Source organism: Rhodococcus sp. Q1 (assembly GCF_004153645.1).
Taxonomy (GTDB): Bacteria; Actinomycetota; Actinomycetes; order Mycobacteriales; family Mycobacteriaceae; genus Rhodococcus; species Rhodococcus gordoniae.
The window spans coordinates 1-24,817 of sequence record NZ_SDMJ01000014.1; the positions used below are offsets into that span (position 1 = coordinate 1).

23 protein-coding genes are annotated in these 24,817 nt (G+C 68.5%); 12 read left to right on the forward strand and 11 right to left on the reverse strand.

What is annotated here, in order from left to right; translation table 11 throughout:
- The first annotated feature begins 303 nt into the window (after window positions 1-303).
- The 4 genes from ehuB to ehuA all read left to right on the forward strand — a co-directional run bounded on the left by ehuB (window position 304) and on the right by ehuA (window position 3,415).
- Window positions 304-1,197: an ectoine/hydroxyectoine ABC transporter substrate-binding protein EhuB gene (gene ehuB / locus EQ874_RS22065; RefSeq protein WP_064063280.1), complete on the forward strand. Its 894-nt coding sequence runs from the start codon at window positions 304-306 to the stop codon at window positions 1,195-1,197.
- A 16-nt stretch (window positions 1,198-1,213) separates the two neighbouring features.
- Window positions 1,214-1,948, forward strand: coding sequence for an ectoine/hydroxyectoine ABC transporter permease subunit EhuC (gene ehuC, locus EQ874_RS22070; RefSeq protein WP_064063279.1), 735 nt, complete (start codon window positions 1,214-1,216; stop codon window positions 1,946-1,948).
- Window positions 1,945-2,589 (forward strand): ectoine/hydroxyectoine ABC transporter permease subunit EhuD, encoded by a 645-nt coding sequence (gene ehuD, locus EQ874_RS22075; protein WP_064063278.1) that lies wholly within the window; start codon window positions 1,945-1,947, stop codon window positions 2,587-2,589. The genes ehuC and ehuD overlap by 4 nt, the downstream gene beginning before the upstream one ends.
- A gap of 61 nt (window positions 2,590-2,650) precedes the next feature.
- Window positions 2,651-3,415: an ectoine/hydroxyectoine ABC transporter ATP-binding protein EhuA gene (gene ehuA, locus EQ874_RS22080; protein WP_207213610.1), complete on the forward strand. Its 765-nt coding sequence runs from the start codon at window positions 2,651-2,653 to the stop codon at window positions 3,413-3,415.
- A 9-nt stretch (window positions 3,416-3,424) separates the two neighbouring features.
- Here ehuA and EQ874_RS22085 read toward each other — a convergent pair whose 3' ends face one another.
- Window positions 3,425-4,972, reverse strand: a complete 1,548-nt coding sequence (locus EQ874_RS22085) for an adenylate/guanylate cyclase domain-containing protein (RefSeq protein WP_129978206.1) — start codon at window positions 4,970-4,972, stop codon at window positions 3,425-3,427.
- A gap of 42 nt (window positions 4,973-5,014) precedes the next feature.
- Between EQ874_RS22085 and nucS the strand changes: the two genes are divergently transcribed.
- On the forward strand, window positions 5,015-5,689 hold the full coding sequence (gene nucS / locus EQ874_RS22090; protein WP_064063275.1) for an endonuclease NucS: 675 nt from the start codon (window positions 5,015-5,017) through the stop codon (window positions 5,687-5,689).
- 2 nt (window positions 5,690-5,691) lie between these two features.
- Window positions 5,692-6,015, forward strand: coding sequence for a hypothetical protein (locus tag EQ874_RS22095; protein ID WP_064063274.1), 324 nt, complete (start codon window positions 5,692-5,694; stop codon window positions 6,013-6,015).
- Between the two features lie 39 nt (window positions 6,016-6,054).
- Here the strand turns inward: EQ874_RS22095 and EQ874_RS23405 are convergent, their stop codons facing one another.
- A complete protein-coding gene (locus EQ874_RS23405) occupies window positions 6,055-6,177 on the reverse strand; it encodes a hypothetical protein (RefSeq protein ID WP_255162605.1) in 123 nt (40 codons plus the stop codon).
- On the opposite strand from EQ874_RS23405, the gene EQ874_RS23330 reads away from it, so the two are divergent.
- A complete protein-coding gene (locus EQ874_RS23330) occupies window positions 6,178-6,453 on the forward strand; it encodes a hypothetical protein (RefSeq protein ID WP_242496892.1) in 276 nt (91 codons plus the stop codon).
- On the opposite strand, the gene EQ874_RS22105 is transcribed toward EQ874_RS23330, so the two are convergent.
- From EQ874_RS22105 to mce, 3 genes are all read right to left on the reverse strand, one after another.
- Window positions 6,431-7,102: a MerR family transcriptional regulator gene (locus tag EQ874_RS22105; protein ID WP_129978207.1), complete on the reverse strand. Its 672-nt coding sequence runs from the start codon at window positions 7,100-7,102 to the stop codon at window positions 6,431-6,433. The two genes, EQ874_RS23330 and EQ874_RS22105, sit on opposite strands and share 23 nt — an antisense overlap.
- A gap of 56 nt (window positions 7,103-7,158) precedes the next feature.
- On the reverse strand, window positions 7,159-8,391 hold the full coding sequence (locus EQ874_RS22110) for a hypothetical protein (protein WP_064063272.1): 1,233 nt from the start codon (window positions 8,389-8,391) through the stop codon (window positions 7,159-7,161).
- 83 nt (window positions 8,392-8,474) lie between these two features.
- Entirely contained in the window at window positions 8,475-8,960 is a 486-nt protein-coding gene (gene mce / locus EQ874_RS22115) for a methylmalonyl-CoA epimerase (protein WP_129978208.1), read from the reverse strand.
- A 102-nt stretch (window positions 8,961-9,062) separates the two neighbouring features.
- Between mce and EQ874_RS22120 the strand changes: the two genes are divergently transcribed.
- From EQ874_RS22120 to EQ874_RS22130, 3 genes are all read left to right on the forward strand, one after another.
- On the forward strand, window positions 9,063-10,253 hold the full coding sequence (locus tag EQ874_RS22120; protein WP_064063270.1) for an acetyl-CoA C-acetyltransferase: 1,191 nt from the start codon (window positions 9,063-9,065) through the stop codon (window positions 10,251-10,253).
- 103 nt (window positions 10,254-10,356) lie between these two features.
- Window positions 10,357-10,716 (forward strand): DUF3817 domain-containing protein, encoded by a 360-nt coding sequence (locus EQ874_RS22125; protein ID WP_129978209.1) that lies wholly within the window; start codon window positions 10,357-10,359, stop codon window positions 10,714-10,716.
- 114 nt (window positions 10,717-10,830) lie between these two features.
- On the forward strand, window positions 10,831-11,718 hold the full coding sequence (locus tag EQ874_RS22130; RefSeq protein ID WP_129978231.1) for a tetratricopeptide repeat protein: 888 nt from the start codon (window positions 10,831-10,833) through the stop codon (window positions 11,716-11,718).
- 58 nt (window positions 11,719-11,776) lie between these two features.
- Here EQ874_RS22130 and EQ874_RS22135 read toward each other — a convergent pair whose 3' ends face one another.
- The 3 genes from EQ874_RS22135 to EQ874_RS22145 are packed head-to-tail and all read right to left on the reverse strand — an operon-like array spanning window position 11,777 to window position 17,479.
- Window positions 11,777-13,225 carry a neutral zinc metallopeptidase gene (locus tag EQ874_RS22135; protein ID WP_129978210.1) on the reverse strand — a complete coding sequence of 483 codons (1,449 nt, stop codon included), beginning with the start codon at window positions 13,223-13,225 and terminating at the stop codon, window positions 11,777-11,779.
- Window positions 13,226-13,253: 28 nt separating this feature from the next.
- Window positions 13,254-15,431, reverse strand: a complete 2,178-nt coding sequence (gene glgB, locus EQ874_RS22140; RefSeq protein ID WP_165369316.1) for a 1,4-alpha-glucan branching protein GlgB — start codon at window positions 15,429-15,431, stop codon at window positions 13,254-13,256.
- 29 nt (window positions 15,432-15,460) lie between these two features.
- Complete coding sequence (locus EQ874_RS22145; protein ID WP_129978211.1) at window positions 15,461-17,479, reverse strand: maltotransferase domain-containing protein; 2,019 nt, start codon at window positions 17,477-17,479, stop codon at window positions 15,461-15,463.
- Between the two features lie 321 nt (window positions 17,480-17,800).
- On the opposite strand from EQ874_RS22145, the gene glgP reads away from it, so the two are divergent.
- Entirely contained in the window at window positions 17,801-20,377 is a 2,577-nt protein-coding gene (gene glgP / locus EQ874_RS22150; protein ID WP_064063265.1) for an alpha-glucan family phosphorylase, read from the forward strand.
- Window positions 20,378-20,398: 21 nt separating this feature from the next.
- Here the strand turns inward: glgP and EQ874_RS22155 are convergent, their stop codons facing one another.
- From EQ874_RS22155 to EQ874_RS22165, 3 genes are read right to left on the reverse strand one after another with little or no spacing between them, the layout of a single operon-like run.
- A complete protein-coding gene (locus tag EQ874_RS22155; protein ID WP_207213608.1) occupies window positions 20,399-22,426 on the reverse strand; it encodes an ATP-dependent DNA helicase in 2,028 nt (675 codons plus the stop codon).
- A 25-nt stretch (window positions 22,427-22,451) separates the two neighbouring features.
- Window positions 22,452-23,060: an isochorismatase family protein gene (locus tag EQ874_RS22160; protein WP_064063263.1), complete on the reverse strand. Its 609-nt coding sequence runs from the start codon at window positions 23,058-23,060 to the stop codon at window positions 22,452-22,454.
- Window positions 23,061-23,065: 5 nt separating this feature from the next.
- Complete coding sequence (locus EQ874_RS22165; RefSeq protein ID WP_129978213.1) at window positions 23,066-24,397, reverse strand: nicotinate phosphoribosyltransferase; 1,332 nt, start codon at window positions 24,395-24,397, stop codon at window positions 23,066-23,068.
- 69 nt (window positions 24,398-24,466) lie between these two features.
- Here EQ874_RS22165 and clpS point away from each other — a divergent pair, with 69 nt between their 5' ends.
- The gene (gene clpS / locus EQ874_RS22170; RefSeq protein ID WP_129978214.1) at window positions 24,467-24,799 is read left to right on the forward strand and encodes an ATP-dependent Clp protease adapter ClpS; all 333 of its coding nucleotides are present in this window, start codon (window positions 24,467-24,469) and stop codon (window positions 24,797-24,799) included.
- Window positions 24,800-24,817 lie beyond the last annotated feature (18 nt).

Here is a 24,817-nt window from a genome sequence, read left to right on the forward strand (position 1 = left end):
GGGTGTGGGAGAGTAGGACACCGCCGAACACCCGTTCCGAAAGGGGACCCACAGCAGTGGGTCCCCTTTCGTGTTTCCTGAGCAAGGTTCTGCGCGTCCTATTGTCTTCCGGTTGTCTTCCGGGTATGGCGTGCCGCTGCCGGCTTCCCGGGGATCACGACCTCGTAACGAACACGCTCTGTTCCAGGTCGTGCCTCCTTATGTCGGTAACGTCCGCTCATGCACGATCGCACGGTTCGTGCGGGTTCGGCGTGTGAGCGCCTGTCGGGGGCGTTCTCGTCGACGACGAGGAGGGGCGAGACGATGACGAATCGATCGACTACGGGTACCGCCGGCAGGTTCACGGCGGTGATCGCGGGACTGGGACTCGTCGGCGCGGCCGTCACAGGATGCACGAGCGTCGATACCGGCAGCGAGGGATCGACTCTCGACCGGCTCCGGGAGGAAGGCACCGTCACCGTCGGTTTCGCGGGCGAGGCACCCTACAGCTTCATGCTGGACGGCAAGCTCACCGGCGCCACCGTCGCACTCCACCGCGAAATCTTCGAGAATCTCGGTATCGACAACGTCGAAGGGGTGGCGACGGACTTCGGCGCGCTCATCCCGGGCCTGCAGGCAGGACGGTTCGACGTCGTCAGCGCCGGTATGTCGATCCTGCCGCAGCGGTGTGAACAGGCGCTGTTCAGCGAGCCGGAGTTCAACTACACGACCGCCCTCATGGTCCCGCAGGGCAATCCGGAACAGCTCGACGACATGCAGTCGATCGCCGAGAGCGGCGTCCGGATGGCGGTCATGACCGGCGCCATCGAAGCCGACTATGCCTCCTCGCTCGGAATCGACGCGATGCAGGTGGCGTCTCCCCAGGACGGGATGGACGCGGTCGTCAACGGACGTGCGGACGTCTTCGCGCTGACCGGCATCTCGCTCAATTGGATGAAGCAGAACAACGAGGACGCGCCCGTCGAGGTCACCGAGTCGTTCGTCGCGGAGATCGACGGCGTGCCCCAGGTGGGTGCCGGCGGAACGGTGTTCCGTAAGGAGGACACCGAACTGCGCGATGCCTACAACGAGGAACTGGCCAAGATCACGTCCGACCCGCAGAAGTATCTGTCCATCGTCGGCGAGTTCGGTTTCACGGAAGCGGAGATGCCCGATCCGGAACTGACGACCGAGATGCTCTGCGAGGGCATTTCCTGACCTCGGCTGCGTAGTCATGGATTTCGGTTCCAAGATCGATCTGCTGTGGAACTCCCTGCCGCAACTGTTCGACGGTCTGCTCGTCACCGTCGAATTGACTGTGGGGAGCGCGATCTTCGCGTTCCTGCTTGCCGTCGCGCTCGGACTGGCGGCAGGCGCGAAGAACGTCGCCCTGCGTGGGAGCGCGCGGGTGTTCATCGAGTTCTTCCGCGGCACATCGCTTCTCGTGCAGCTGTTCTGGCTCTTCTACGTCCTGCCGTTGTTCGGATTCCGGCTCGAATCGATCGTGTGCGGGATCCTCGCGCTGTCGCTCAACTACGGTGCCTACGGTGCCGAGGTGGTGCGTGGTGCGATCGCGTCGGTGCCCACGCCGCAGCTGGAGGCGGCGACCGCGCTGAATTTCGGTTACTGGCAACGCATGCGACGAGTGATCTTCCCCCAGGCATGGGCCGAGATGATTCCGCCGCTGACGAATCTGCTCATCCAGTTGCTCAAGGGAACGGCGTTGGCGAGCTATATCCTGCTGCAGGACCTCACCTTCCAGATCGAGCAGCTCCGTCGGGGAAGCGGCGACACCATCTTCGCGTTCGGTGTGGGGCTGGTGCTGTACTTCGTGCTCGGCTACGTGCTGACCCTGTTGATGAACGCGCTCGAGGTACGCGCCAAGAGTCGCCTGGGGAGCGGTCCGACACTACGTGAGATCTTCGGACTCGCCCCGGTCTTCGACCAGCCGGTGGGGGCACGATCATGAACGTCGACTGGAGTTGGGAACGGGCGGCCGAGGCGCTACCGGTACTGCTCGAAGGATTCCGGATCACCTTGCTCGCCACGGTCCTCGGGTTCGTGGTGGCAGCAGTGCTCGGGCTGATCGTTGCAGTCGCGCGCCGTTCGCTGCCGAAGGTTCTCGCGACCGCGCTGTCCGCCGTCGTCCAGTTCATCCGGCTCACGCCGCTGGTGGTGCAGTTGCTGTTCGTGTACTACCTGCTTCCGCAGTTCAGCGCGCTGCAGATCGGCATCGCGGTGCTGGGTATCCACTACGCGACCTATATGGCCGAGGTGTACCGGGCGGGTATCGAGGCGGTGCCGAAGGGGCAGTGGGAGGCGTGCCGGGCGTTGTCGCTGTCGCCGCTGCGCACCTGGCGAGCGGTGATCCTCCCGCAGGCCGTACGTCGTGTCGTGCCCGCATTGGGCAACTATGCGGTGTCGCTGTTCAAGGACACCCCGTTCCTGTTCACCATTTCCGTCGTGGAAATGGTGACGGCCGCCCAGCAGTTCGGTGCGCGCAACTTCCAGTATCTGGAGCCGCTCACCCTGGCCGGTCTCATCTTCCTCATCGCCAGCTATCCGACGTCGTTGCTCGTCCGCCGATTGGAGCGTCGCCTTGCCTATTGAGATGAACAAGGAAGCCGGCGCGGACGGCGACTCGCTGCCTGCCGCCACCTCCGACGGATCCATGATCCGATTCGATTCCGTCGTCAAGAGATTCGGCGATCACGTGGTCCTCGACCATCTCGACTTCACCGTCTCTCCGGGAGAGCGGGTGACGTTGATCGGTCCGAGCGGCTCGGGCAAGACGACCATACTGCGCCTGCTCATGACCCTCGAGAAGGTCGACGACGGCGTGGTGTGGGTCAAGGGGGAGCCGCTCAGCCACGAACGCAAGGGCTCACGTCTCGTTCCGGCCTCCGAACGCTACCTCCGGTCGATGCGTCGCAGCATCGGGATGGTGTTCCAGCAGTTCAACCTGTTCCCCAACATGAACGTCATGGAGAACCTCACCGAGGCTCCGGTCCACGTGCTCGGCCGCAGTAAGGCCGACGCGCGCGACCGTGCGCGGGAACTGCTCGCGATGGTCGGCATGTCCGACAAGGAGAACGCGCACCCGACGCAATTGTCGGGTGGTCAGCAGCAGCGGGTCGCCATCGCTCGTGCCCTCGCCATGGATCCGGAGATCCTTCTGCTCGACGAGGTCACCTCGGCCCTCGACCCCGAACTCGTCGCGGACGTGCTGGACGTGCTGCGGACGATTGCCGAGACGACCGACATCACGATGCTGATCGTGACGCACGAGATGCACTTCGCCCGCGACGTCTCCGATCGCGTGCTGATGTTCGATCGGGGCCGCATCGTGGAGGAGGGACCACCCGAGCGCATCTTCACCGATCCCCGGGAGGAACGCACACGCAAGTTCCTCGACGCGGTGCTGGCGGGGGAGTGAGACCGGCCGTCAATCCGGGCGCGGAACGGCCAGCCGGGTCGGCTCGGAACGGCCGCGCAGGGTGATCTCCTCGCCCTCCTCCCACCGGGAACGTTCGTCGTCGGGTGCGAGGAGCACGGTGCGTGCCGACGCCGCGACACAGCCGGGAACGGTCTTCGCGAGATCCGACAGTCGCGCTGCTTCGTTGACCGGATCGCCGATCACGGTGTACTCGAAGCGTTCCTGCGCGCCGATGTTCCCCGCGACCGCGCGACCTGCCGTGACCCCGATTCCCGCACGGCACTCGGGCACTTCGTCCGCGAGGCGTCGCGCCATCCGTCTCGCGGCACCGAGCGCGGCTCCGGCCGCATTGCCGAGGGCGACCGGCGCACCGAAGATGGCCAGCGCCGCATCGCCCTCGAACTTGTTGACGAATCCTTCGGCGGCATGAACCTCTTCGACGACGACCGCGAAGAACCGGTTGAGGAGGGCCACCACCTCGGTCGGTGGGCGGCCGGCGGCCAGCGCGGTGGATCCGACGATGTCGACGAACAGCACCGCGACATCCCGTTCCTCCCCGCCGAGCACACTCGGATTGGTGAGTGCGGCGGCCGCGACCTCCCGTCCGACATGTCTGCCGAACACGTCGCGCAGTTTCTCGCGTTCGCGCAGGCCCTCGGCCATCCGGTTGAATCCGGTCTGCAGTTGCCCGAGTTCGGTTCCGTCGTAGACGACGACGGCGGTGTCGAAGTCGCCCGACGCGATGCGTTGCATCCCGGCCCGTACCGATTCGATCGGCGCGATGGTCGTCCGGATGGTGAGGAACATCAGCAGCGAACCGGTGAACAGACCGAGCCCGCCGATGGCGAGGATGGTGATCGCCAGTCGGGTGGGGGTGACGGGACGGATGAAGCTGAACACCGCGATGAACAGCAGGCCCACGACGGGTACCGCGCTGCCCAGGGTCCATGCGAGCATCACCCGTCCGGTGGTGCCGGCCAGGCGCGGACGGCGCGGCGTTCCGGCCTCGAGTGCGCGCGCGGCGATAGGACGTAGCGCGAAATCGGTGAACATGTACGCGAATCCGCATACCGTGATGCCGGCCAGGGTGATGGTCAGCGCGACCTTCGGGATGGTCTGCGGATCGATGATCCCGAAGCCGACGGTGAACAGGATCAGCCCGATGAACCACAGTGCTCCCTGCTGGAGGGTGGTGCGCCAGGGCATTCGCAGCGCGATCCGTTGCTCCTGTGCTGTGGGAGGGCGGTTCTCGAGCGCCCAGCGCAGCCGGCGAAGCGTCGCCCGGGTGCCGAGGACCGAGCCGATCACGACGGCCGAGACCACGTAGACCGGGGCGAGGATCGCGGTGATCACGAGGAAGTCGGAGGTCAGCACGGACGGGCCCGGGATGACGACGTTGATCAGCGCGGCCACGATGAGAGCGCCGACGAGATGCGTGCCGATCAGGGAGAACGTCAGCAGGGTCTGGATTCTGATGCGTTGCCGTCGGATCGGTTCGGCAGGCTCTCCCAGGATCGCCGATCCGAGCGGGGCCGTGCGGTGACTGCGTGCGGGCATGGTCGTTCGAGACTAGTCGAGTCGATCCTCTAGGGTGGCTGTGTGCGTCTTGTGATTGCCCGTTGCCGTGTGGACTACATCGGACGCCTGACGGCTCATCTGCCGACGGCCCGACGTCTCCTTCTCGTCAAATCCGACGGTTCGGTGAGTGTCCACGCCGACGACCGTGCCTACAAGCCTCTGAACTGGATGAGCCCACCCTGCTGGCTCGAAGAGGAATCGGCCGAGGACGCCGAGGCCCTGTGGGTGGTCACGAACAAGGCAGGCGAACAGCTCCGGATCACTCTCGAAGAGATCGACCACGATTCGAGCCACGAACTCGGTGTCGATCCCGGTCTGATCAAGGACGGCGTCGAGGCACACCTACAGGAACTGCTCGCCGAGCACGTCGAGACCCTCGGGACGGGTTTCACTCTCATCCGGCGCGAATACCCCACGGCGATCGGGCCCGTGGATCTGCTGTGCCGCGACGCCGACGGTGCGACCGTCGCTGTGGAGGTGAAGCGTCGCGGGGAGATCGACGGTGTGGAGCAGCTCACCCGTTACCTCGAACTGCTCAACAGGGATCCGCTGCTCGCTCCGGTCAGCGGCGTGTTCGCGGCGCAGCAGATCAAGCCGCAGGCACGGACATTGGCCACCGACCGCGGCATCCGCTGCCTCGTGCTCGACTACGAGGCGATGCGGGGCACCGAGAGCACCGAGTTCAGATTGTTCTGATCGTGCCGCGCCGCAACAGATCCCGCACCGACCGCAAGCGCGGCGGGGCGTCCGGCGAGGCCCCGACCTATTTCGGGGCGACGGTGCGCACCGAGAACGGACCCGCGGGGGCCGAGGGGGAGCGCTTCACCGTGCGCACCGTGCCGGGCTCGCGCGCCACGAAGCCGTACCGGTGCCCGGGATGCGATCACGAGATCGCGCCGGGAACGCCCCACGTCGTCGCGTGGCCGACCGATGCGCTCGGCGGGACGGAGGACCGGCGGCACTGGCACAGCGGATGCTGGGCGGGACGCGGCACCCGCCGACCCACCCGACGCTGGTCCTAGCCACGACGGATCGCTGAGGTCCCGGTCGTAGCGGATCCGTCAGCGGGCGGTACCCGGTGCGGACGCTCGCGGCGCTGTGTCGCGGTCGGTGATCGCCTGCCGCACCTCGTGCAGGGCTGTGCGGATGGTGTCGCCGTAGGGATCGTCGGGGAGCGCGGACATGTGGTCCTGCGCGCGGTCGAGATGTTCCGCGGCCGCCCGGAACGACCCGAGACGGCGGAAGTCGTCTGCCAGGTTCAGGTGCAGGCTCGGATGGAAGCCCGCGCCGCGGAGGGTGTCGTGGTGTTTTCGGGCGCGCTCGTCGGTGAGGACATCGGCAGCGTCGAGGGGGAAGTGGACATGGCGGGGCTCCTGTCGAGGTCTTCGGCGGATCCGGGTGTCGCTGTTCCGGAGGGCGCTGCTGAGGGGGAGTGCTTCAGGGGGCGCCGCGCGGCATGACGAGTGTGGTGAGATCCCCGTCGTCGGCCGACCGGACGGTGACGGGCAGATCGGTGCCGCGAATGTCGAGCAGCAGGTCGTCGCCGGCGAGTGTGCCGGCCCAGGACGGGCAGGTCGGATCGGTGGGCACGAGCGTCCGGGTGGCGAGCCGGTACCGGTCGGTGGCAGTCAGCCTCACGCAGCCGGATCCGGTTTCCATGTGCACGCCGTTCAGCACCGGGATGTCGGGGTCGTGACCGGTGGAGGCGGAGATCTGATCGACGGCGCCGGCGAGGACGGGTCCCGGCACCGTGCAGATCACGCGGCGGGATTCGGCACGCAAGGACGCCCCGAGTGTCTCGGCGGCCCGTCGGAGCCTCTCGGCCTCCGTGGTCATCCCGGCGACGTGGTCGTCGAGCAGCCGTGCGGCCTCGTCCGCGTCGGTGGCGAAGAACTCGCCGATGGCGAGCAGCGGCATCCCGATCTCCCGCAACTGCCGCAGCCGGCAGGCGCGCGGGACCTGGGAGCGACTGTAGAACCGGTATCCCGTCGACGGATCGACCTGCTCGGGACACAGCAGGCCGGCGTCGTCGTAGAACCGCAATGCGCTCGCGGTCGATCCGACGAGTTCGGCGAACACGCCGATCGACATCATCTCCGGGTCGGTCACAGGCCCATCATGAAGCTTCGACCGACTCGAAGGTCAAGCCCGACGGCCGGCGACCGTCAGTTGCGGACCTTGCTGGCCACGGCAGGGGAGCGACCCTGCGCACCGGCACCGACCGAGGGCGAGCGATGCGGCGCCGAGGCGTTCGGCGTACGCGGAGTGGACTGGGATCCCTGTGCACCGCTGTTCGGCTGCGCGGCCGAGTTCGGGCCGGAGGCGTCGCTCTTCGGGATCCGCACCGTCCGGTCGGCCTGCGGCATGGGCGTGGTCTTGTCGGTCTGCGGCAGCGGCGCGGTCTTGTCCGCCTTCGCGTCGGCCTCGGGGGATGCCGGCTCCTTCGGACTCTCGTCGTCCGAACCCTGCTTGTCGCCGCCCTGCTTGTTGTCGCGCGCCGTGCCGAGGACGGTCGTGCGGGGCTCGTCGAGGGAGATCTCCCGGTCGAGCAGTTCGCCTTCGCGGGTGATCGCTGCGAGCAGGGTGGGGACGTCGTCGAGCTGTTCGCGAACGGCGTCGAGCTGGCCGAGGATGCGCCCGCGCAGCACACGGAGTTCCTCGGTGAGGTCGCGCGCGTTCGACACCTTCCGCTCGGACTGTTCGGTGGCCTGGGTGAGTCGCCGTTCGGCTTCCTGCGTGGCTTCCTCGAGACGGCGCTCGGCTTCGGCCTTGCTCGTCCGTTCGAGTTCGTCGAGGGAGCCGAGCACCTTGGTGCGGCGTTCGGCCATCGTGATCTCGAAATCCTGCTGCACCTGCTCGCGCTTGGCCTCGGCCTCGGCGGCAAGTCGCTCGGCTTCCGCGCGGGCCGCAGCGACGATCCGTTCGGCCTCCGCGCGGGCCGCGGTCATCGTCCGCTCGTGCTCGGCCGCGAAGGCGACGCGGGTGTCCTCGAGTTCGGCGAGCTTCTTCTCGTAGTCGCCCCGGAGGCGGATGCCCTCCTGCTCCGCGAGCGAGATCATCTCGGCGGCGTCGGCCTCGGCACGGGCACGCAGCTCGGAGGCCTCGTCGGAGGCGAGCCGCAGCATCCGTGAGATGCGGTCGCTCATGCCCTCTGCAGTGGTGGGAGGCACCGACAGCCGGTCGACGTCCTTGCGGAGTTCGTCGATTTCGTTGCGGGCGTTCTCGAGCTGACGGGCCAGATCGCGGGCCTGCGCGGCGGCGGCGTCGCGGTCGGTGGCGGTCACGCGCAGCTCGGCTTCGAACCGGGCGAAGTAGTTGGTCACCTCGTCGCGGTCGAAGCCCTTCCGCACGATGGAGAACGGCAGGTGGCTGGGTGCGCGATCACGATCGAAGACCATGGAGACAATCTACCCGTTGGATGCGGGTACGACCCGGATGCGCTCCCGCCCATCCGTGTTCGGGAGCGCATCCGGAAGAGCCGTCAGTGAGCGGAATGCGCTGCGGGCTCGACGAGCTCGACGAGGACGCCGCCCGCGTCCTTCGGGTGCAGGAAGTTGATACGCGAGTCGGCGGTGCCGCGACGGGGTGCGTCGTACAGCAGCCGGACGCCGCGCTCACGAAGCGCCGTGGAGACGGCGTCGATGTCGGAGACGCGGTAGGCGAGCTGCTGCAGACCCGGGCCGTTGCGGTCGATGAACTTCGAGATGGTGGAGTTCTCGTTCAGCGGGGCGAGCAGCTGGATCATGGTGGACCCTTCGGGGGTCCCCGGAACGGCCAGCATCGCCTCGCGCACCCCCTGCTCTTCGTTGACTTCCTCGTGGGTGGACACGAGGCCGAGGTTCTCGGCGTACCAGGTGAGAGCGGCATCGAGGTCGGGAACTGCGATGCCGACGTGGTCGATGGCGGTGACGAGCCCGGAAGCGAGAACGGACGCTGCCGGAGAGGATGTGGGAGAGGTCTCGGTCATGCTCTAGACGGTAGCGGTACCGTTGAGTGCACTCCTACCGGGATTCAGGTGAATACCGGTGGAGTTTTCCGATCACATGCCGATCTTTCGGAGGAATGTCCCGTGAGCAGTTCTGTCATCGTCGCCGGAGCCCGTACGCCCATGGGGCGCCTGCAGGGTTCGCTCAAGGATTTCTCCGGATCGGATCTCGGTGGCGTGGCGATCTCCGGTGCGCTCGAGCGCGCCGGTGTGGCCCCTGAGCAGGTCGAATACGTCATCATGGGCCAGGTGCTCACCGCCGGCGCCGGCCAGATCCCGGCCCGTCAGGCCGCCGTCGCCGCCGGCATCCCGATGAACGTGCCGGCGCTGACCATCAACAAGGTGTGCCTGTCCGGTATCACCGCGATCGCGATGGCCGACCAACTGATCCGCGCGGGCGAGTTTGACGTCGTCGTCGCCGGCGGCCAGGAGTCGATGAGCCGGGCCCCGCACATGCTCGAGGGGTCCCGCGCCGGCTTCAAGTACGGCGATGTGACCCTGCGCGACCACATGGCCTACGACGGCCTGCACGACATCTTCACCGACCAGGCGATGGGCAACCTCACCGAGTCGGCCAACTCCGGCGATCGCTTCGTCTCCCGCGACGAGCAGGACGCCTTCGCCGCCGCCTCGCACCAGAACGCCGCCCGAGCCTGGAAGGACGGCCTGTTCGACGACGAGGTCGTGCCGGTGTCGATCAAGCAGCGCAAGGGCGAGCCGATCGTCTTCGCCGCCGACGAGGGCATCCGCCCGGAGACCACCGCCGAATCGCTCGGGGCGCTGCGTCCCGCCTTCTCGAAGGACGGCACCGTCACCGCCGGTTCGGCCTCGCAGATCTCCGACGGTGCCGCGGCGGTCGTCGTGATGAGCAAGGCCAAGGCCGAACAGCTCGGCCTGAGCTGGATCGCCGAGATCGGCCGCCACGGTGTCGTCGCCGGACCGGACTCGACGCTGCAGTCGCAGCCGGCACGGGCGATCGCCACGGCCTGCGAGCGTGAGGGCATCGACCCGGCCGATCTCGACCTCGTCGAGATCAACGAGGCGTTCGCCGCCGTCGGCATCGTCTCGGCCCGCGAGCTGGGCATCGATCCGGCGAAGGTGAACGTCAACGGCGGTGCGATCGCGCTCGGCCATCCGCTCGGCATGTCGGGTGCGCGCATCGTGCTGCACCTCGCGCTCGAGCTGAAGCGCCGCGGTGGCGGCGTCGGTGCGGCCGCCCTGTGCGGTGGCGGCGGCCAGGGCGACGCCCTCATCGTGCGGGTGCCCAAGGCCTGACGTATTCCGAGAGCACGAACACGGCCCCGGCGCGTCGCGTCGGGGCCGTGATGTCTCTCACGGCACTACGGGCCGTCGTAGAAGCTCCTGCACAATGGGGCTCATGACGAACATCTTCGACCTGTCCACGCCCGCGAAGCGTTTCCGCCTCGTCGCGATCTGGGAGGCCGTGACCTGGCTCGCCCTGCTGATCGCGATGTTCTTCAAGTGGGTGCTCGGATACGAAGAGGCGATCGCCATCCCGGGCATGGTGCACGGAGTCGCCGGGTTCATCCCGTTCGTCGCCCTCGCCCTCCTCACCGCTCTGCAGCTGAAGTGGGACCTGAAGACCACCTTCCTCGCCCTCGTCTCGAGTGTTCCGCCCTTCGGCACCATCGTCTTCGAGCGCTGGGCCGTGCGCACCGGCCGCCTCGGGGAGCTGTCCGCTCCCGCGACCCGCGAACAAGCCACGGTCAACGCCTGACCTCGCGGTCGCACCCTCGGACCGCGCAGCACGATCCCGGTCGCTCGTGACAAACTGGTGGACGTGACTCGACCCGGTTCCCGTCCAGCACCTTCTGCCGCCGTCGCCGCGGCGATGTCCGGCGCGGTGGATCTCTCACCGCTCAAGGAGAGGGCCACCGCGCCGCCTCCGCCTCCTGCCGGTGGCGACGGCGCCGCGCCCGGTGCTCTCGCCCCGATCGTGGACGTCACCGAAGCGACGTTCGAGACCGAGGTGCTGCAGCGTTCGATGCAGGTGCCCGTGATCGTCGACCTGTGGGCCACCTGGTGTGAGCCGTGCAAGCAGCTCTCACCAGTCCTCGAGAAGCTCGCGAACGAAGCCGGCGGTGCGTGGGTCCTCGCGAAGGTCGACGTCGACGCGAGCCCACGCATCGCGCAGGCGTTCGGTGTGCAGTCGGTGCCCACGGTCGTCGCGATCGCCGCCGGGCAGCCGCTCGCCGACTTCCAGGGCGTCCAGCCCGAACCCGCGCTGCGTCAGTGGCTCGATGCCATCCGGAACGCGGTCGCCGGCAAGCTGTCGGGCCCGCCCGGCGCCGAGCCGGAGGAGCAACCCGTCGATCCGCGTCTCGAGGCTGCCGAGCAGGCGCTCGAGAACGGCGACTTCGAAGGCGCCGAGGCTGCCTACCAGCTCGTCCTCAATTCCGAGCCGGGTAACACCGAGGCTCAGGCCGCTCTGCGCCAGGTGCGTTTCCTGGCCCGCGCGAGCATCCTCCCCGAGGATGCGGTCGAGCGGGCCGATGCCGCGCCGACCGATCTGGAAGCACAGTTCGCGGCGGCCGACGCCGAACTGTTCGCGCAGCAACCCGAGGCGGCGTTCGGTCGTCTCATCGAGTTCGTGCGTCGCAGCGCCGGGGACGAACGAACCGCGGCACGCACCCGGCTCCTCGAACTGTTCGAGTTGTTCGACGCCGCCGACCCGGTCGTAGTGGCGTCGCGTCGCAAGCTCGCGATGGCGCTGTACTGATCCGTCATCGACCCGTCGTACCGGCCGCTCACCTCCCGGGTGAGCGGCCGGTGTCGTCTCAGCGGTAGCGCCCGCTGCAGGCCGCCTCACCGCCGAGGACCCCGGTGCGGAAGGCGTCCACCCGCGCGAACCCGCTCGGCACCGTGTTGCCGTTGACGTCGCTCGCCGCGAGACCGTCGGTGAGCAGACCCGAAACCGCTTCGTCGAGGTCGCCGGGGGACAGCCACACCAGCACCCGGCTCGGGTCGACGTTCGACGCGACGGTGCTGTCCGGGCTCAGCGCCGCGCTGATCACCCCGGACAGGCAGGCGGCCCGCAGTGCCGTGCGCGGCTCGGTGAGCGACTGCCCCGCCTCCTTCTGCACCGCGAGGGCGTAACGCGACGCGACGAGCACGTAGGCGTTGTAGTCGCCGCGGACACCGGAATCGAACCCGTTTCCCGACGGGGCAGCCGTCCCGCGCTCCGAGAGTGCTTCCATGTCGACGCCCACGGTGTTCGTCGCGGGGCAGTACGACACCGGTGAGGTGGCCTGCGCGTCCGCGCAGGCGAGGTCGGCACCCGCCAGATCGAGCCGCGGCAGAGCCCCGAGATCGAAAACCTGATGGAACGACTCGAAGATCGACTCGACCGATTCGCCGGTGACCGGCAGCTCGCCGTCGTCCGCGCTGTCGTAGTACTGCGGCAGGTCGGCGCGACGCGACTCGATCTCGGCGGCGTCGATGCGCGCACACGCGGCGGCCCCGTCGGTGAAACCGATCTGCACGGCCGTCACGCGCTCGAAGGCGGAGCCGTGGATCGAGTCGGGATCGTTCGGGTCGACGTCGCGGAAGAGCACCATCGACGCGAGCACGTTGTTGAGCCCGTCCGAGGTGTCGAGCTGGAAGTGCGTCGCGCGTCCCTCCGCGACGTGCCGCATGAAGGCGCCGGCGAAACAATCGGCCTGCTGCTCGAACACGATGCCGGGATCGTCCTCGGCGACCAGACCCGCCGTGTGCTGGACGGCATGCCCGTACTCGTGGGCGAGGACCGTCACCGCAGCCATCGGACCGAAGCTGTCGATGAGCTGCGGCATGAGGAAGGTGCGGTCCCAGCCGATCTCGTCGCCGCCACTGCAGTAGGCCGCATTGATGAAGTCGTAGGTGGGTTTGCCGCAGAACCGCGGACCCCGTCGTTCGGACGGATCCCACGACACGATCGTCTCGACCGGGCGGAAGGTGCCGCGGGCGACGGACTCGAACTCCTGACGCCAGTACTCCTCGATGTCGGCGATCGCGTTGCCGGCGAGGACGTCGACGGGGCCGCCGTCGGTGTTCTCGATCTCCACGGCCGCATCGGGCACCCCGCTGCGCGGACCCGACGCCCCGGAGGTGACGGGCAGACCCGCCACGGTGAAGGGGTTGTCGTAGATCGACACCGCCGTTCCTTCGATCTGCTGGGCGCATCCCGCCAGCAGGACGACGGTCAGTGCGGGCACCACCAGTCGCGTGAACCGGTGTGTCCGTCGCATGTCGTTGTGCTCCTGTCGTCGGGCAGCGTCACCTCCGCAGCGACAACCAGATCGCGCCGTGCGCAGGCAAGGTCACCCGAGCCGATGCGGGGCGTCCGTGCCACGAGTGCTCGCCCGCCTCCACGGCACCGAAGTTACCTGCTCCGTTGCCCTGGTAGTCGGTGGCGTCCGTGTTGAGGACTTCCTCCCACGTGCCCGGTTCGGGCAATCCGACACGATAGTCGGCGTAGGTCGTGCCCGAGAAGTTGTGCAGGCACGCTACCACCGAGCCGTCGCTGCCGTAGCGCAGGAACGACAGGACGTTGTTATGGGCGTCGTTCGCGTCGATCCACGAATACCCGCCGGGTGTGGTGTCGAGCGTGTAGAGCGCCGGATGCGAGCGGTAGATGCCGTTGAGGTCGCACACCAGACGGTGGATGCCGGCGTGGAGCGGCTCGTCGAGCTGCCACCAGTCGAGCCCACGTTCCTCCGACCACTCGGCGACCTGTCCGAACTCCTGGCCCATGAACAGCAACTGTTTGCCCGGATGCGCCCACATGTAGGCGAGCATCGACCGCAGACCGGCGGCACGCGTCGCGTCGTCGCCCGGCAGGCGCGTCCACAGCGTGCCCTTGCCGTGGACGACCTCGTCGTGGCTGATGGGCAGCACGAAGTTCTCGCTCCACGCGTACACGAGCGAGAACGTGATCTCGTGATGGTGATAGGTACGGTGCACCGGGTCGCGGCCGAGATAGCCGAGGGTGTCGTGCATCCAGCCCATGTTCCACTTCATGCTGAACCCGAGCCCGCCCACATTCGTCGGGCGGGTCACGCCCGGCCAGGACGTCGATTCCTCGGCGACGGTGACGATCCCCGGGTAGTGCTTGTGGACGGTGGCGTTGAGTTCCTGCAGGAAGGCCACGGCCTCGAGGTTCTCGCGTCCGCCGTAGATGTTCGGTGTCCATCCGCCCTCGGGACGCGAGTAGTCGAGGTACAGCATCGAGGCGACCGCATCGACACGCAGACCGTCGATGTGGAACTCCTCGATCCAGTACAGGGCGTTGGCGACGAGGAAGTTGCGCACCTCCGGCCGGCCGTAGTCGAAGACGTAGGTACCCCAGTCCAGCTGCTCACCGCGGCGCGGATCGGGATGTTCGTACAGGGGGCTGCCGTCGAACCGCGCGAGGGCCCACTCGTCCTTGGGGAAGTGGGCGGGCACCCAGTCCATGATCACGCCGATCCCGGCGGCGTGGAGACGGTCGACGAACGCGCGGAACTCGTCGGGGCTGCCGAACCGTGAGGTCGGGGCGTAGTAGGAGGTGACCTGGTAGCCCCACGACCCGCCGAAAGGATGCTCGGCGACCGGCAGCAACTCGACGTGGGTGAAACCGGTCCCGAGGATGTACTCGGCCAGCTGGTCGGCGAGTTCGGCGTAGTTCAGGCCCGGACGCCACGAACCGAGGTGCACCTCGTACACCGCCATCGGTTCCTGCCAGGGCTGCGACTTCTCGCGGGTCGCGATCCAGTCCTCGTCGTTCCAGGTGTAGCGACTCTCGGTGACCTTCGACGCCGTCGCCGGCGGTACCTCCGTGGCGAACGCCATCGGATCGGCCTTGTCGCGGATCGACCCGTCGCGGCCGTGCACCCGGTACTTGTAGAGCGCACCCGGTTCGATGCCGGGCAGGAAGACCTCCCAGACACCGCTCGATCCGAGCACCCGCATGGGGGCGGTGCGCCCACCCCAGCCGTCGAAGTCGCCGACGACGGTGACTCCGCGTGCTCCCGGCGCCCACACGGCGAACGAGGTGCCCGTCACCGGGCCGTCGGGGGTCTCGTAGGTCTGCGGATGTGCCCCGAGCACTTCCCACAGACGTTCGTGCCGGCCCTCGCTCAGCAGGTGCCGGTCGAGTTCGCCCAGCGTCGGCATGAAGCGGTAACCGTCCGCGACGACTTCGACGTGCTCGAACGGGTAGGTCACCACCAGGCGGTAGTCGGCGAGATCGAAGACGGGGATCAGGGCGCTGAAGACGTCCTCTCCCACGGGTTCGAGCGGATGATCGCGGCCGCTGATGCGGGCGGCGACCTTCTCGGCCCCGGGCCGCAGCGCTCGGATGACCGTCCCCTCCGGGTGCGGGTGGGCGCCGAGCACCGCGTGCGGATCGTGGTGCTCACCGGCGGCGAGCAGCGCCAGATCCTCCGGTCGCGGGCTGTGGCGCCGGCGCGGCACCTCGGCGCCCGGCGTCTGGGGCGGCACGGTCACGACTGCCTCCTGTAGGCGAGCGTTGTGCGGGTGGGGATGCCGATCGGGGGCAGTGTCAGGATGTGCGCCACCGCCCGCCACGGCTCGAGGCGCACATAGTTGGCCTGTCCCCACGAGTACTGTTCCCCACTCACCTCGTCGTAAACGGGGAAATGGTCCTGCCAGTCGTGTCCGATCGCCGGCATGTCGAGCCAGACGGTGCCCTGCTCGGCTCCGTAGGGGTTGAGATTGATCACCGTGAGCACGCAGTCGCCGGTGGACGGATCGAACTTCGAGTAGGCGATCAGGGCGTCGTTGTCGACGTGGTGGAAGGTGATGTTGCGTAGTTGCTGCAGAGCCGGATGAGCCCGCCGGATGCGGTTGAGGGTGGTCAGCCACGGTTCGAGCGACTCGCCGCGCCGGCGCGCCTCGTCGAACCGTCGCGGCCGCAACTGGTACTTCTCCGAGTCCAGATACTCCTCGCTGCCCGGCCGCACCGCGAGGTGCTCGAACAGTTCGTAACCCGAGTAGACACCCCAGGACGGCGCCAGGGTGGCGGCGAGCGCCGCCCGCAACGCGAACATGCCCGGCCCGCCGTGCTGCAGGGTTTCGTGCAGGATGTCGGGGGTGTTCACGAACAGGTTCGGCCTCGCCTCGTCCGCCTTCGCGGCGATCTCGGTACCGAACTCCGTGAGCTCCCACTTCGCGACCCGCCACGTGAAATACGTGTAGGACTGGGTGAATCCGCGCCGCGCGAGCCCGTACATGCGGGCCGGACGGGTGAACGCCTCCGACAGGAACAGCACGTCCGGATCGGTGTGCTTGACCTCGGCGATGAGCTGCTCCCAGAAGCTCGGGGGCTTGGTGTGCGGGTTGTCGACGCGGAAGATGTCGACGCCCAGCCGGATCCAGTGCCGGACCACGCGCAGGACCTCGGCGTAGATGCCGTCCGGGTCGTCGTCGAAGTTGATGGGATAGATGTCCTGGTATTTCTTCGGCGGGTTCTCCGCGTACGCGATCGTGCCGTCGGGCAGCACGGTGAACCACTCCGGATGCTCCCGCGCCCACGGGTGGTCGGGAGCGCACTGCAGAGCGAGATCGAGGGCGACCTCGAGATCGAGTTCCCTCGCGCGGGCGACGAAATCGCGGAAGTCCTGTTCGGTGCCGAGTTCGGGGTGGATCGCGTCGTGACCGCCCTCGTCGGAGCCGATCGCCCACGGCGACCCGACGTCGTGCGGACCGGCGACGAGCGTGTTGTTCGGTCCCTTGCGGTTGATCTTGCCGATCGGATGGATCGGGGGCAGATAGACGACGTCGAAGCCCATCGCCGCGATGCGCGGAAGATCGGCGGCGGCGGTGGAGAAGTTGCCGTGCCGCGGGGTTCCGTCCTCGTGCCACCCTCCGGTGGACCGCGGAAAGAACTCGTACCACGAACCGAACAGTGCGCGGCGACGATCGGCGAACGCTGTGAACGCCCTTCCACGCGTGACGAGTTCGCGGAGCGGATGAGCGCGGAGGATCTCGGTGACGTCGGGGGAGAAGGCGGGGGCGACGCGCTCGGGCAGCGGACGGTCGGACCGCAGCGACAGCGCGACCGCGAGCAGGGCGGGTCGGCTGCCGCGGGGAGCGCCCTTCGCGGCCTTCTCGAAGGTCCGTGCCCCGACCTCGAGATCGTTGGCGAGTTCGGTGGCATCCTGCCCGGCGTCCATCTTCGCGGTGACCGCGTGTCGCCAGGTCGCCACCGGGTCGCTCCACGCCTCGACCCGGTAGGTCCATGCACCGACGCTCGTGGGGGAGAAGGTGGCGTGGAAGGTGTCGGGTTCACTCCCGGGGACCATGGGGATCCGCACCAGCTTGCCCGCGGAGTCGGGGTCGTCGGCCGGTCCTCGGACCGCGAGTGTCGCGGCGATCGCGTCGTGGCCCTCGCGCCACACGACGGCGGAGACCGGCACCACCTCCCCGACGACCGCTTTCGTCGGATAACGCCCTCCGTCGATGGAGGGTTGTACGTCGTCGATGGCGAGCCGACCTGTCACACTAGCTCCGTTCCGTGCGGGTCCGGGTGGACGAGCAGGGCCGATGGGGGCAACGACCGTGTCTCGCACCACCGTAATGGAGGTCGCGGCGCACGGCTGTGCATGCGGCGGGACCCGCGAAGGATCCCCGGTGCGACACCGAAAATATCTGTAACTCGGCGTTCACTTCTGGTGGCCGGGCCGTGGGAGTGAAGGCCACGCGGTGTGCACGTCGCGAGGCCTTCCCGTCTGCCGGGGGATCTCTGCGCGACCGGCGCGGATGCCGGTACGTGAGATCCGCCCGTCCGTCACGGAGCGTCCCCGGTGGGTAGTGTGCACCCCGTGAAAGCACTGCGCCGGTTCACTGTACGAGCCCATCTTCCCGAGCGGCTGGCCGCGCTGGGAGCCCTGACCGCGAACCTGAGATGGTCGTGGCACCCGCAGACCCAGGACCTGTTCGAATCGGTCGACCCGGAGCTGTGGCGCCGGTGCAGCAACGATCCCGTCCGGCTGCTCGGCGAGGTGCCGCCCGCCCGCCTCGATGCGCTCGCCGAGGACGGCGACTTCCTCGCCCGTCTCGACGCCGCGGCGGCCGACCTCGAGCACTACCTCGCCCGCCCCCGCTGGTTCCAGGAACAGCAGGAACGCGGCACGACTCTGCCCGCCGGCATCGCCTACTTCTCGATGGAGTTCGGTGTCACCGAGGTGTTGCCGAACTACTCCGGCGGCCTGGGCATCCTTGCCGGCGACCACCTCAAGGCCGCCTCCGATCTCGGCCTGCCGCTCATCGGCGTCGGCCTGCTCTACCGCTCCGGTTACTTCCGGCAGTCGCTCAGCGCCGACGGCTGGCAGATGGAGCACTATCCCTCCTACGACCCGCAAGGTCTGCCGCTGCGCCTGCTCACCGAGGCCGACGGCACCGCCGCGCTCGTGCAGGTCGCCGTACCCGGCGGACGCACACTCGACGCGCGGATCTGGATCGCCCAGGTGGGGCGGGTGCCGCTGCTGCTGCTCGACTCGGACATCCCCTCCAACGACGAGGAGTTGTGCGGGGTCACCGACCGCCTCTACGGCGGCGACCAGGATCACCGGATCAAGCAGGAGATCCTCGCCGGCGTCGGCGGTGTTCGCGCGGTGCGTGCCTACACGCGCATCCACGGCCTGCCCGACCCCGACGTCTTCCACATGAACGAAGGGCATGCGGGATTCCTCGGAGCCGAACGCATCCGCGAACTCGTCACCGGCTCCGGACTCGACTTCGACGAGGCGCTCGCCGCGGTGCGCGCAGGCACCGTCTTCACGACGCACACCCCCGTGCCCGCGGGCATCGACCGCTTCCCGATCGATCTGGTGCGCCACTACTTCTCGGGAACCAACGGTGAGAACGAGTCGGCACTGCTGCCCGGCCTCACCGTCGATCGCATTCTCGCCCTCGGGCGCGAGAGCAACCCGAACGTGTTCAACATGGCCCATCTCGGCCTGCGTCTCGGCCAGCGCTGCAACGGCGTGTCGAAACTGCACGGCGAGGTCAGCCGCGGCATGTTCGAGGGACTGTGGCCCGGATTCGACGCCGCCGAGGTGCCGATCGGCTCGGTCACCAACGGCGTGCACGCCCCCACCTGGGCCGCACGCGAATGGATCGCGCTCGCCAACCGCCTCGCCGGACCCGATCGCGTCGAGGAGGCCCGCGGCTGGGAACTGCTCCAGGCCATCGATCGCAAGGAACTGTGGTCCACCCGGAACGCGCTGCGCGCCCAGCTCGTCGCCGAAGTGCGTCGCCGGTTGCGCGAGTCGTGGATCGAACGCGGTGCCACCGACGCCGAACTGGGCTGGATCGAGTCGGTCTTCGATCCGAACGTGCTCACCGTCGGGTTCGCGCGGCGCGTGCCGACCTACAAGCGCCTCACGCTGATGCTGCGCGACCCCGAACGGCTGCGCACCCTGTTGCTCGACGACGAACGACCCGTGCAGCTCGTCGTCGCCGGTAAGAGCCACCCTGCCGACGACGGTGGCAAGGCGCTCATCCAGCAGGTCGTGCGGTTCGCCGACGAGTACGACGTGCGGCACCGCATCGTCTTCCTGCCCAACTACGACATGTCGATGGCCCGCTATCTGTACTGGGGTTGCGACGTGTGGCTGAACAACCCGCTGCGCCCACTCGAGGCGTGCGGCACGTCGGGCATGAAGTCGGCCCTCAACGGCGGCCTCAACCTGTCCATCCGCGACGGATGGTGGGACGAGATGTTCGACGGCGAGAACGGCTGGGCCATCCCCACTGCAGACGGTGTCGACGACACCCGTCGCGACGACCTCGAGGCCGCCGCCCTGTACGAACTGCTCGAACGCTCCGTGCTGCCGCGTTTCTACGACCGCGACCCCGACGGTGTGCCGGCACGTTGGATCGAGATGGTGCGCCACACGCTCGAGAATCTCGGTCCGAAGGTGCTCGCCTCGCGGATGGTGCGCGACTACGCCGTCGACTACTACATCCCCGCTGCCGCCGCGGCCGCGGAGGTGACGGCCGACGACTACGCGGGGGCGCGGGCGGTGGCCGAGTACCGGCACCGCATCGACGCCTCCTGGCCGGGAGTGCGTGTCGCGCAGGTGGATTCGACTCCGATTCCGGAGGTTCCGCAGATCGGTCTGCCGCTGGGGCTGACCGCGCACGTGCAACTCGGCGACCTGGCCCCGGAGGACGTGGAGGTGCAGGCCGTGGTCGGACGTGTGGGCTCCGACGACGTGCTCAGCGACCCCGTCACCGTGCCGATGGAGCACATCGGTTCCGATCCGCTGGGGGAGGAGTTCACCGCGACGGTGCCGTTGCCGCTCGCCGGCGCCGTCGGGTACACGGTGCGGGTGCTGCCCCGGCACGGACTGCTCGCCTCGCCCGCCGAGCTCGGCATGGTCGCGCTCCCGTGAGAGCCGGGGCCCGCCGGGTGCTCACTCCCGCAGACGCGTGAGTGCCCGGCGGACCACCGCAGGATCGGCGGTCTCCCAGAAGGGCGGCAGCGACGCGCGCAGATAGCCGCCGTACCGCGCGGTCGCCAGGCGCGAGTCGAGTACCGCCACCACACCCCGGTCGTCGGTGCTGCGCAGCAATCGCCCCACCCCCTGCGCGAGCAGAAGGGCGGCGTGGTTGGCGGCGACCGCCATGAACCCGTTGCCACCGCGGGCCTCGACGGCGCGCTGCCGGGCGACCAGCAGCGGATCGTCGGGCCGGGGGAACGGGATCCGGTCGATGATCACCAGCGACAACGACGGGCCCGGGACGTCGACGCCCTGCCACAACGACAGGGTGCCGAACAGGCTCGTCGCCTCGTCGGCCGCGAACTTCTCGACCAGCGCGCCGGTGGCGTCGTCGCCCTGGCACAGGATCGGTGTGTCGAGGCGCTCGCGTAGCGCCTCCGTGGCGGCCTTCGCGGCGCGCATCGAGGAGAACAATCCGAGTGTCCGGCCCTCGGCTGCGGTGACGAGTTCGGCGATCTCGTCCAGATGCGAAGGCGGCAGGCCGTCGCGGCCGGGTGGTGTCAGATGCTTGGCGATGTAGAGGATCCCGGCCTTCGCGTGGTCGAAGGGCGAGCCGACGTCGATGCCGTTCCACGCGAGATCGCCCTTGTCGGACGGTGGTTCGGCACCGGACGCGGCGGCGGTGTCGCTGCGCGCGGGCGACTGCGGCGGTAGACCCCAGTTGACCGCCAGACCGTCGAACGATCCGCCGACCGTGAGGGTCGCGGAGGTGAGGACGACGGTCGACTCGCCGAACAACCGGCTGCGCAGGAGCCCACCGACCGACAGCGGCGCGACCCGCACGGTGCGGCGGGCGTTGCCGCGGAACTCGTCGACGGCCAGCCACACGACGTCGGGTCGCTGCGAGGGATCGCGCTGCTCGAAGGTCGTGAGCACCCGGACCGCGCAGTCGTGTACCTCGTCGATCTCCGCCAGTGCCTGGCTGCGCGCGGCGGCGACCTCGGGATCGGTGCCGGGCTTGGCCGGTCCGATCGCCGTGTGCACGGCCCAGGCGGCGTCGCGGATCGAGGCCAGCGCGGCCGCGGCACCCTCGGGCAGGTCGTCCCAGCGACCCGCGGGAAGCTCGTCGAGGAACGACTCCCAGTTCTCGGCGGCGCCTTCGAGCCGGTCGATCTCCTCGTCCTCGACGAGCTTGACGCAGCGCCGCGCGGCCGCCGACACCGTGCCCGACGACAGTTCGGCCGTGGCGACGTTCGTGACGCGGTCGACGAGTTCGTGGGCCTCGTCGACGACCACGACATCGTGCTCGGGCAGGATCGAGATGCCGGTGATCGCGTCGATCGCGAGGAGCGCGTGGTTGGTGACGACCACGTCGACCTGTGCGGCCTCCGCGCGCGCGATCTCGGCGAAGCAGTCTTCTCCCACCGGGCACCGCGACTTGCCGAGGCACTCGCGCGCGGTGACGCTGAGCTGGCGCCAGGCCTGATCGGAGACGCCGGGGGAGAGGTCGTCGCGGTCGCCGGTCTCGGTGGTGGACGACCACTCGGTCACCCGGCGCACCTCGCGGCCGATGCGGGAGAGGGCGAACGCGTCGAACAGTTCGGCGTCGGGGGTCTCCTCGGCGAGGCCGGTGTGGATCTTGTTCAGGCACAGGTAGTTTCCGCGCCCCTTGAGGATCGCGAAACGCGGGCGTCGGCCGAGGGAGCCGGTGAGGGCATCGGCGAGCCGCGGCAGGTCGCGCTCGACGAGCTGCCGTTGCAACGCGATGGTCGCCGTGGAGACCACCACCGTGCGGCCCGTCTTCACCGCATACCGGATGCTCGGCACGAGATAGGCCAGCGACTTGCCGGTACCCGTGCCGGCCTGCACGGCGAGGTGTTCGCCGGTGTCGATGCTGTGCGCGACGGCCGAGGCCATCGTCAGCTGATTGCGCCGCTCCCTACCACCCAGCGCGTGTACCGCGGTTCGCAGCAATTCTGGGACTTCGGGGAGATCCGGCACCGGCACAGGGTATCGGTCTCCACCGTCACGTTCGGTCTGCGGCCCCGCGACCTGTGACTTCCGTGATATCCGGGACCTCGGTGAGCAGCTCGACGCCGGCCTGCCGCATCCGCTCGAGCGCGTCGCGGATCGTCGTCTCCGACACCCCTGCCGTGTAGGGCAGCAGCACCCGGACCCCGAAACCCTCCGCGATCGCGTCGAGCGCGGTGGCCCGCACGCAGTGGTCGGTGGCGATACCGACGATGTCGACATCGCTCACGTCGCGGTCGCGCAACCACGACACCAGCGCCGTGCCGTCGTCGTCGACTCCCTCGAATCCCGAATAGGCCGCGTCGGAAGCACCCTTCGAGAAGATCGCCTCGAACCGGTCGGTGGTCAGCTCCGGATGGAAGTCGGCGCCCGGCGTGCCCGCCCGGCAATGCGGCGGCCACGAGTCGACGAAATCGGGTTCGGGAGAGAAGTGCTCTCCCGGATCGACGTGGTGGTCGCGGGTGGCGACGATGTGCGCGTAGTCGTCACCGCGCACCTGCAGCAGACGGGTGATGTCGGACGCCACCTGCGACCCGCCGACCACGGCGAGCGAACCGCCCTCGCAGAAGTCGTTCTGGACGTCGACGACCAGTAGTGCGCGCATCGCACTCACCTCTCACGGACGAAACGGGTGGGGATCGCGGGATCCCCGGCCGAGAGCGTCAGACCCTCCCAGGGCAGACTCACCATGCTCCGGCGGAGGAACTCCCGGCTCTCCTCCAGGGTAGGCAGATCGTCGACCGGCTCGCCGCCGCGGATCAGCGGGATCATCAGCGGGTGGACCTGCGAACCCTCGCCCGACGGAACCTGCTCGGCCCGCGCGGGATAGACGACCTCCTCGACGAGCGTGCCGGTTCGCCGCGCGTACCGCACGGCCTTCTTCGCGCCCCCTCGGGACTCCTTCGCCGCGCTGCGCTTCTCGACCGGGAGACCGTCGACCTCCACGAGCTTGAAGACCATCCCGGCGGTCGGGGCACCGGAACCGGTGACCACCGACGTGCCCACCCCGTACGCGTCGACCGGCTCCGCCCGCAGACCCGCGATGCCGTACTCGTCGAGATCACCGGACATCACGATCTTCGTGCCGGTCGCGCCGAGCTTGTCGAGCTGCTCACGCACCTGGCGCGCGAGCACACCGAGATCACCCGAATCGATGCGCACTCCGCCGAGTTCGGGGCCGGCCACCGCGATCGCGGTGTTCACGCCCTCGGTGATGTCGTAGGTGTCCACCAGCAGGGTCGTGCCCACACCGAGGCTCTCGACCTGGCTGCGGAAGGCGGACGCCTCGTCGCGGCCCTCCGTCGTGGTGTGCAAGAGGGTGAACGCGTGTGCGGCAGTGCCCGCGGCGGGAATGCCGTACCGCTTCGCGGCCTGCAGATTGGACGTCGAGTCGAAACCGGCGAGATAGGCCGCGCGCGCCGCTGCGACCGCCGCTTCCTCGTGGGTGCGTCGCGAACCCATCTCGATGAGGGCGCGGCCGTCGGCGACACTCACCATGCGCGCCGCCGCCGAGGCGACAGCGCTGTCGTGGTTGAAGATCGACAGGGTCAGCGTCTCGAGCAGCACGCACTCGGCGAAGGTGCCGCTCACCGCCAGGATCGGCGAACCCGGGAAGTAGAAGTCGCCCTCGCGGTAACCGTCGATGTCGCCGGAGAACCGGAAGTCGCGCAGCCACTCGACGGTGCCCGGCGCCAGGAAACCGGCCGCGAGTTCGAGTTCGGCCTCGTCGAACCGGAACGATTCGAGCGCCTCGACCAGCCGTGCGGTGCCCGCCACGACGCCGTACCGCCGACCTGCGGGGAGGCGGCGGGCGAAGACCTCGAAGACACACGGGCGGTCGCCCGAACCGTCTGCCAGGGCAGCCTCGAGCATCGTCAGTTCGTATTTGTCGGTGAACAGTGCGGTGCCGGAGCGACCGGCACGGAGAATGGCTTCGGGCACTCGATCACTGTAGAGCCACGGGTACCGAGGCGGGTTTTTCGCGGTGCTCCGAAGTCGTACCCTGGGAACATGGCGCCGTGTAGCACGACCACTCCGCTCGACGTCCAGTCGATGGCAGGACAGGCCGTCCCGGCCGAAGCCGAAATCGTCGAGGAAGTAGAAGCGGTCGACAAACCATGGGTGACCGTGGTCTGGGACGACCCCGTCAACCTCATGCACTACGTGACGTTCATCTTCCAGAAACTGTTCGGGTACAGCAAGGCCAAGGCCACCGAGCTCATGCTCAAAGTCCACAACGAGGGCAAGGCCGTCGTGTCCAGTGGTTCGCGTGACAAGATGGAACACGACGTGCAGCGTCTGCACGCCGCCGGACTGTGGGCGACGATGCAACGCGACGAATGATCCCCACAGGAGGGCCCG

Bases quoted from the DNA above. Each gene is read 5' to 3' on its own strand.
- EQ874_RS22160 (WP_064063263.1), bottom strand. From the start codon at position 23,060: ATGCGCGCACTACTGGTCGTCGACGTCCAGAACGACTTCTGCGAGGGC.
- ehuD (WP_064063278.1), top strand. From the start codon at position 1,945: ATGAACGTCGACTGGAGTTGGGAACGGGCGGCCGAGGCGCTACCGGTA.
- clpS (WP_129978214.1), top strand. From the start codon at position 24,467: ATGGCGCCGTGTAGCACGACCACTCCGCTCGACGTCCAGTCGATGGCA.
- ehuC (WP_064063279.1), top strand. From the start codon at position 1,214: ATGGATTTCGGTTCCAAGATCGATCTGCTGTGGAACTCCCTGCCGCAA.
- EQ874_RS22135 (WP_129978210.1), bottom strand. From the start codon at position 13,225: ATGCGACGGACACACCGGTTCACGCGACTGGTGGTGCCCGCACTGACC.
- EQ874_RS23405 (WP_255162605.1), bottom strand. From the start codon at position 6,177: ATGTCCGCGCTCCCCGACGATCCCTACGGCGACACCATCCGCACAGCC.
- EQ874_RS22130 (WP_129978231.1), top strand. From the start codon at position 10,831: ATGTCCGGCGCGGTGGATCTCTCACCGCTCAAGGAGAGGGCCACCGCG.
- EQ874_RS22110 (WP_064063272.1), bottom strand. From the start codon at position 8,391: ATGGTCTTCGATCGTGATCGCGCACCCAGCCACCTGCCGTTCTCCATC.
- EQ874_RS22125 (WP_129978209.1), top strand. From the start codon at position 10,357: ATGACGAACATCTTCGACCTGTCCACGCCCGCGAAGCGTTTCCGCCTC.
- ehuA (WP_207213610.1), top strand. From the start codon at position 2,651: ATGATCCGATTCGATTCCGTCGTCAAGAGATTCGGCGATCACGTGGTC.
- ehuB (WP_064063280.1), top strand. From the start codon at position 304: ATGACGAATCGATCGACTACGGGTACCGCCGGCAGGTTCACGGCGGTG.
- EQ874_RS22085 (WP_129978206.1), bottom strand. From the start codon at position 4,972: ATGCCCGCACGCAGTCACCGCACGGCCCCGCTCGGATCGGCGATCCTG.
- mce (WP_129978208.1), bottom strand. From the start codon at position 8,960: ATGACCGAGACCTCTCCCACATCCTCTCCGGCAGCGTCCGTTCTCGCT.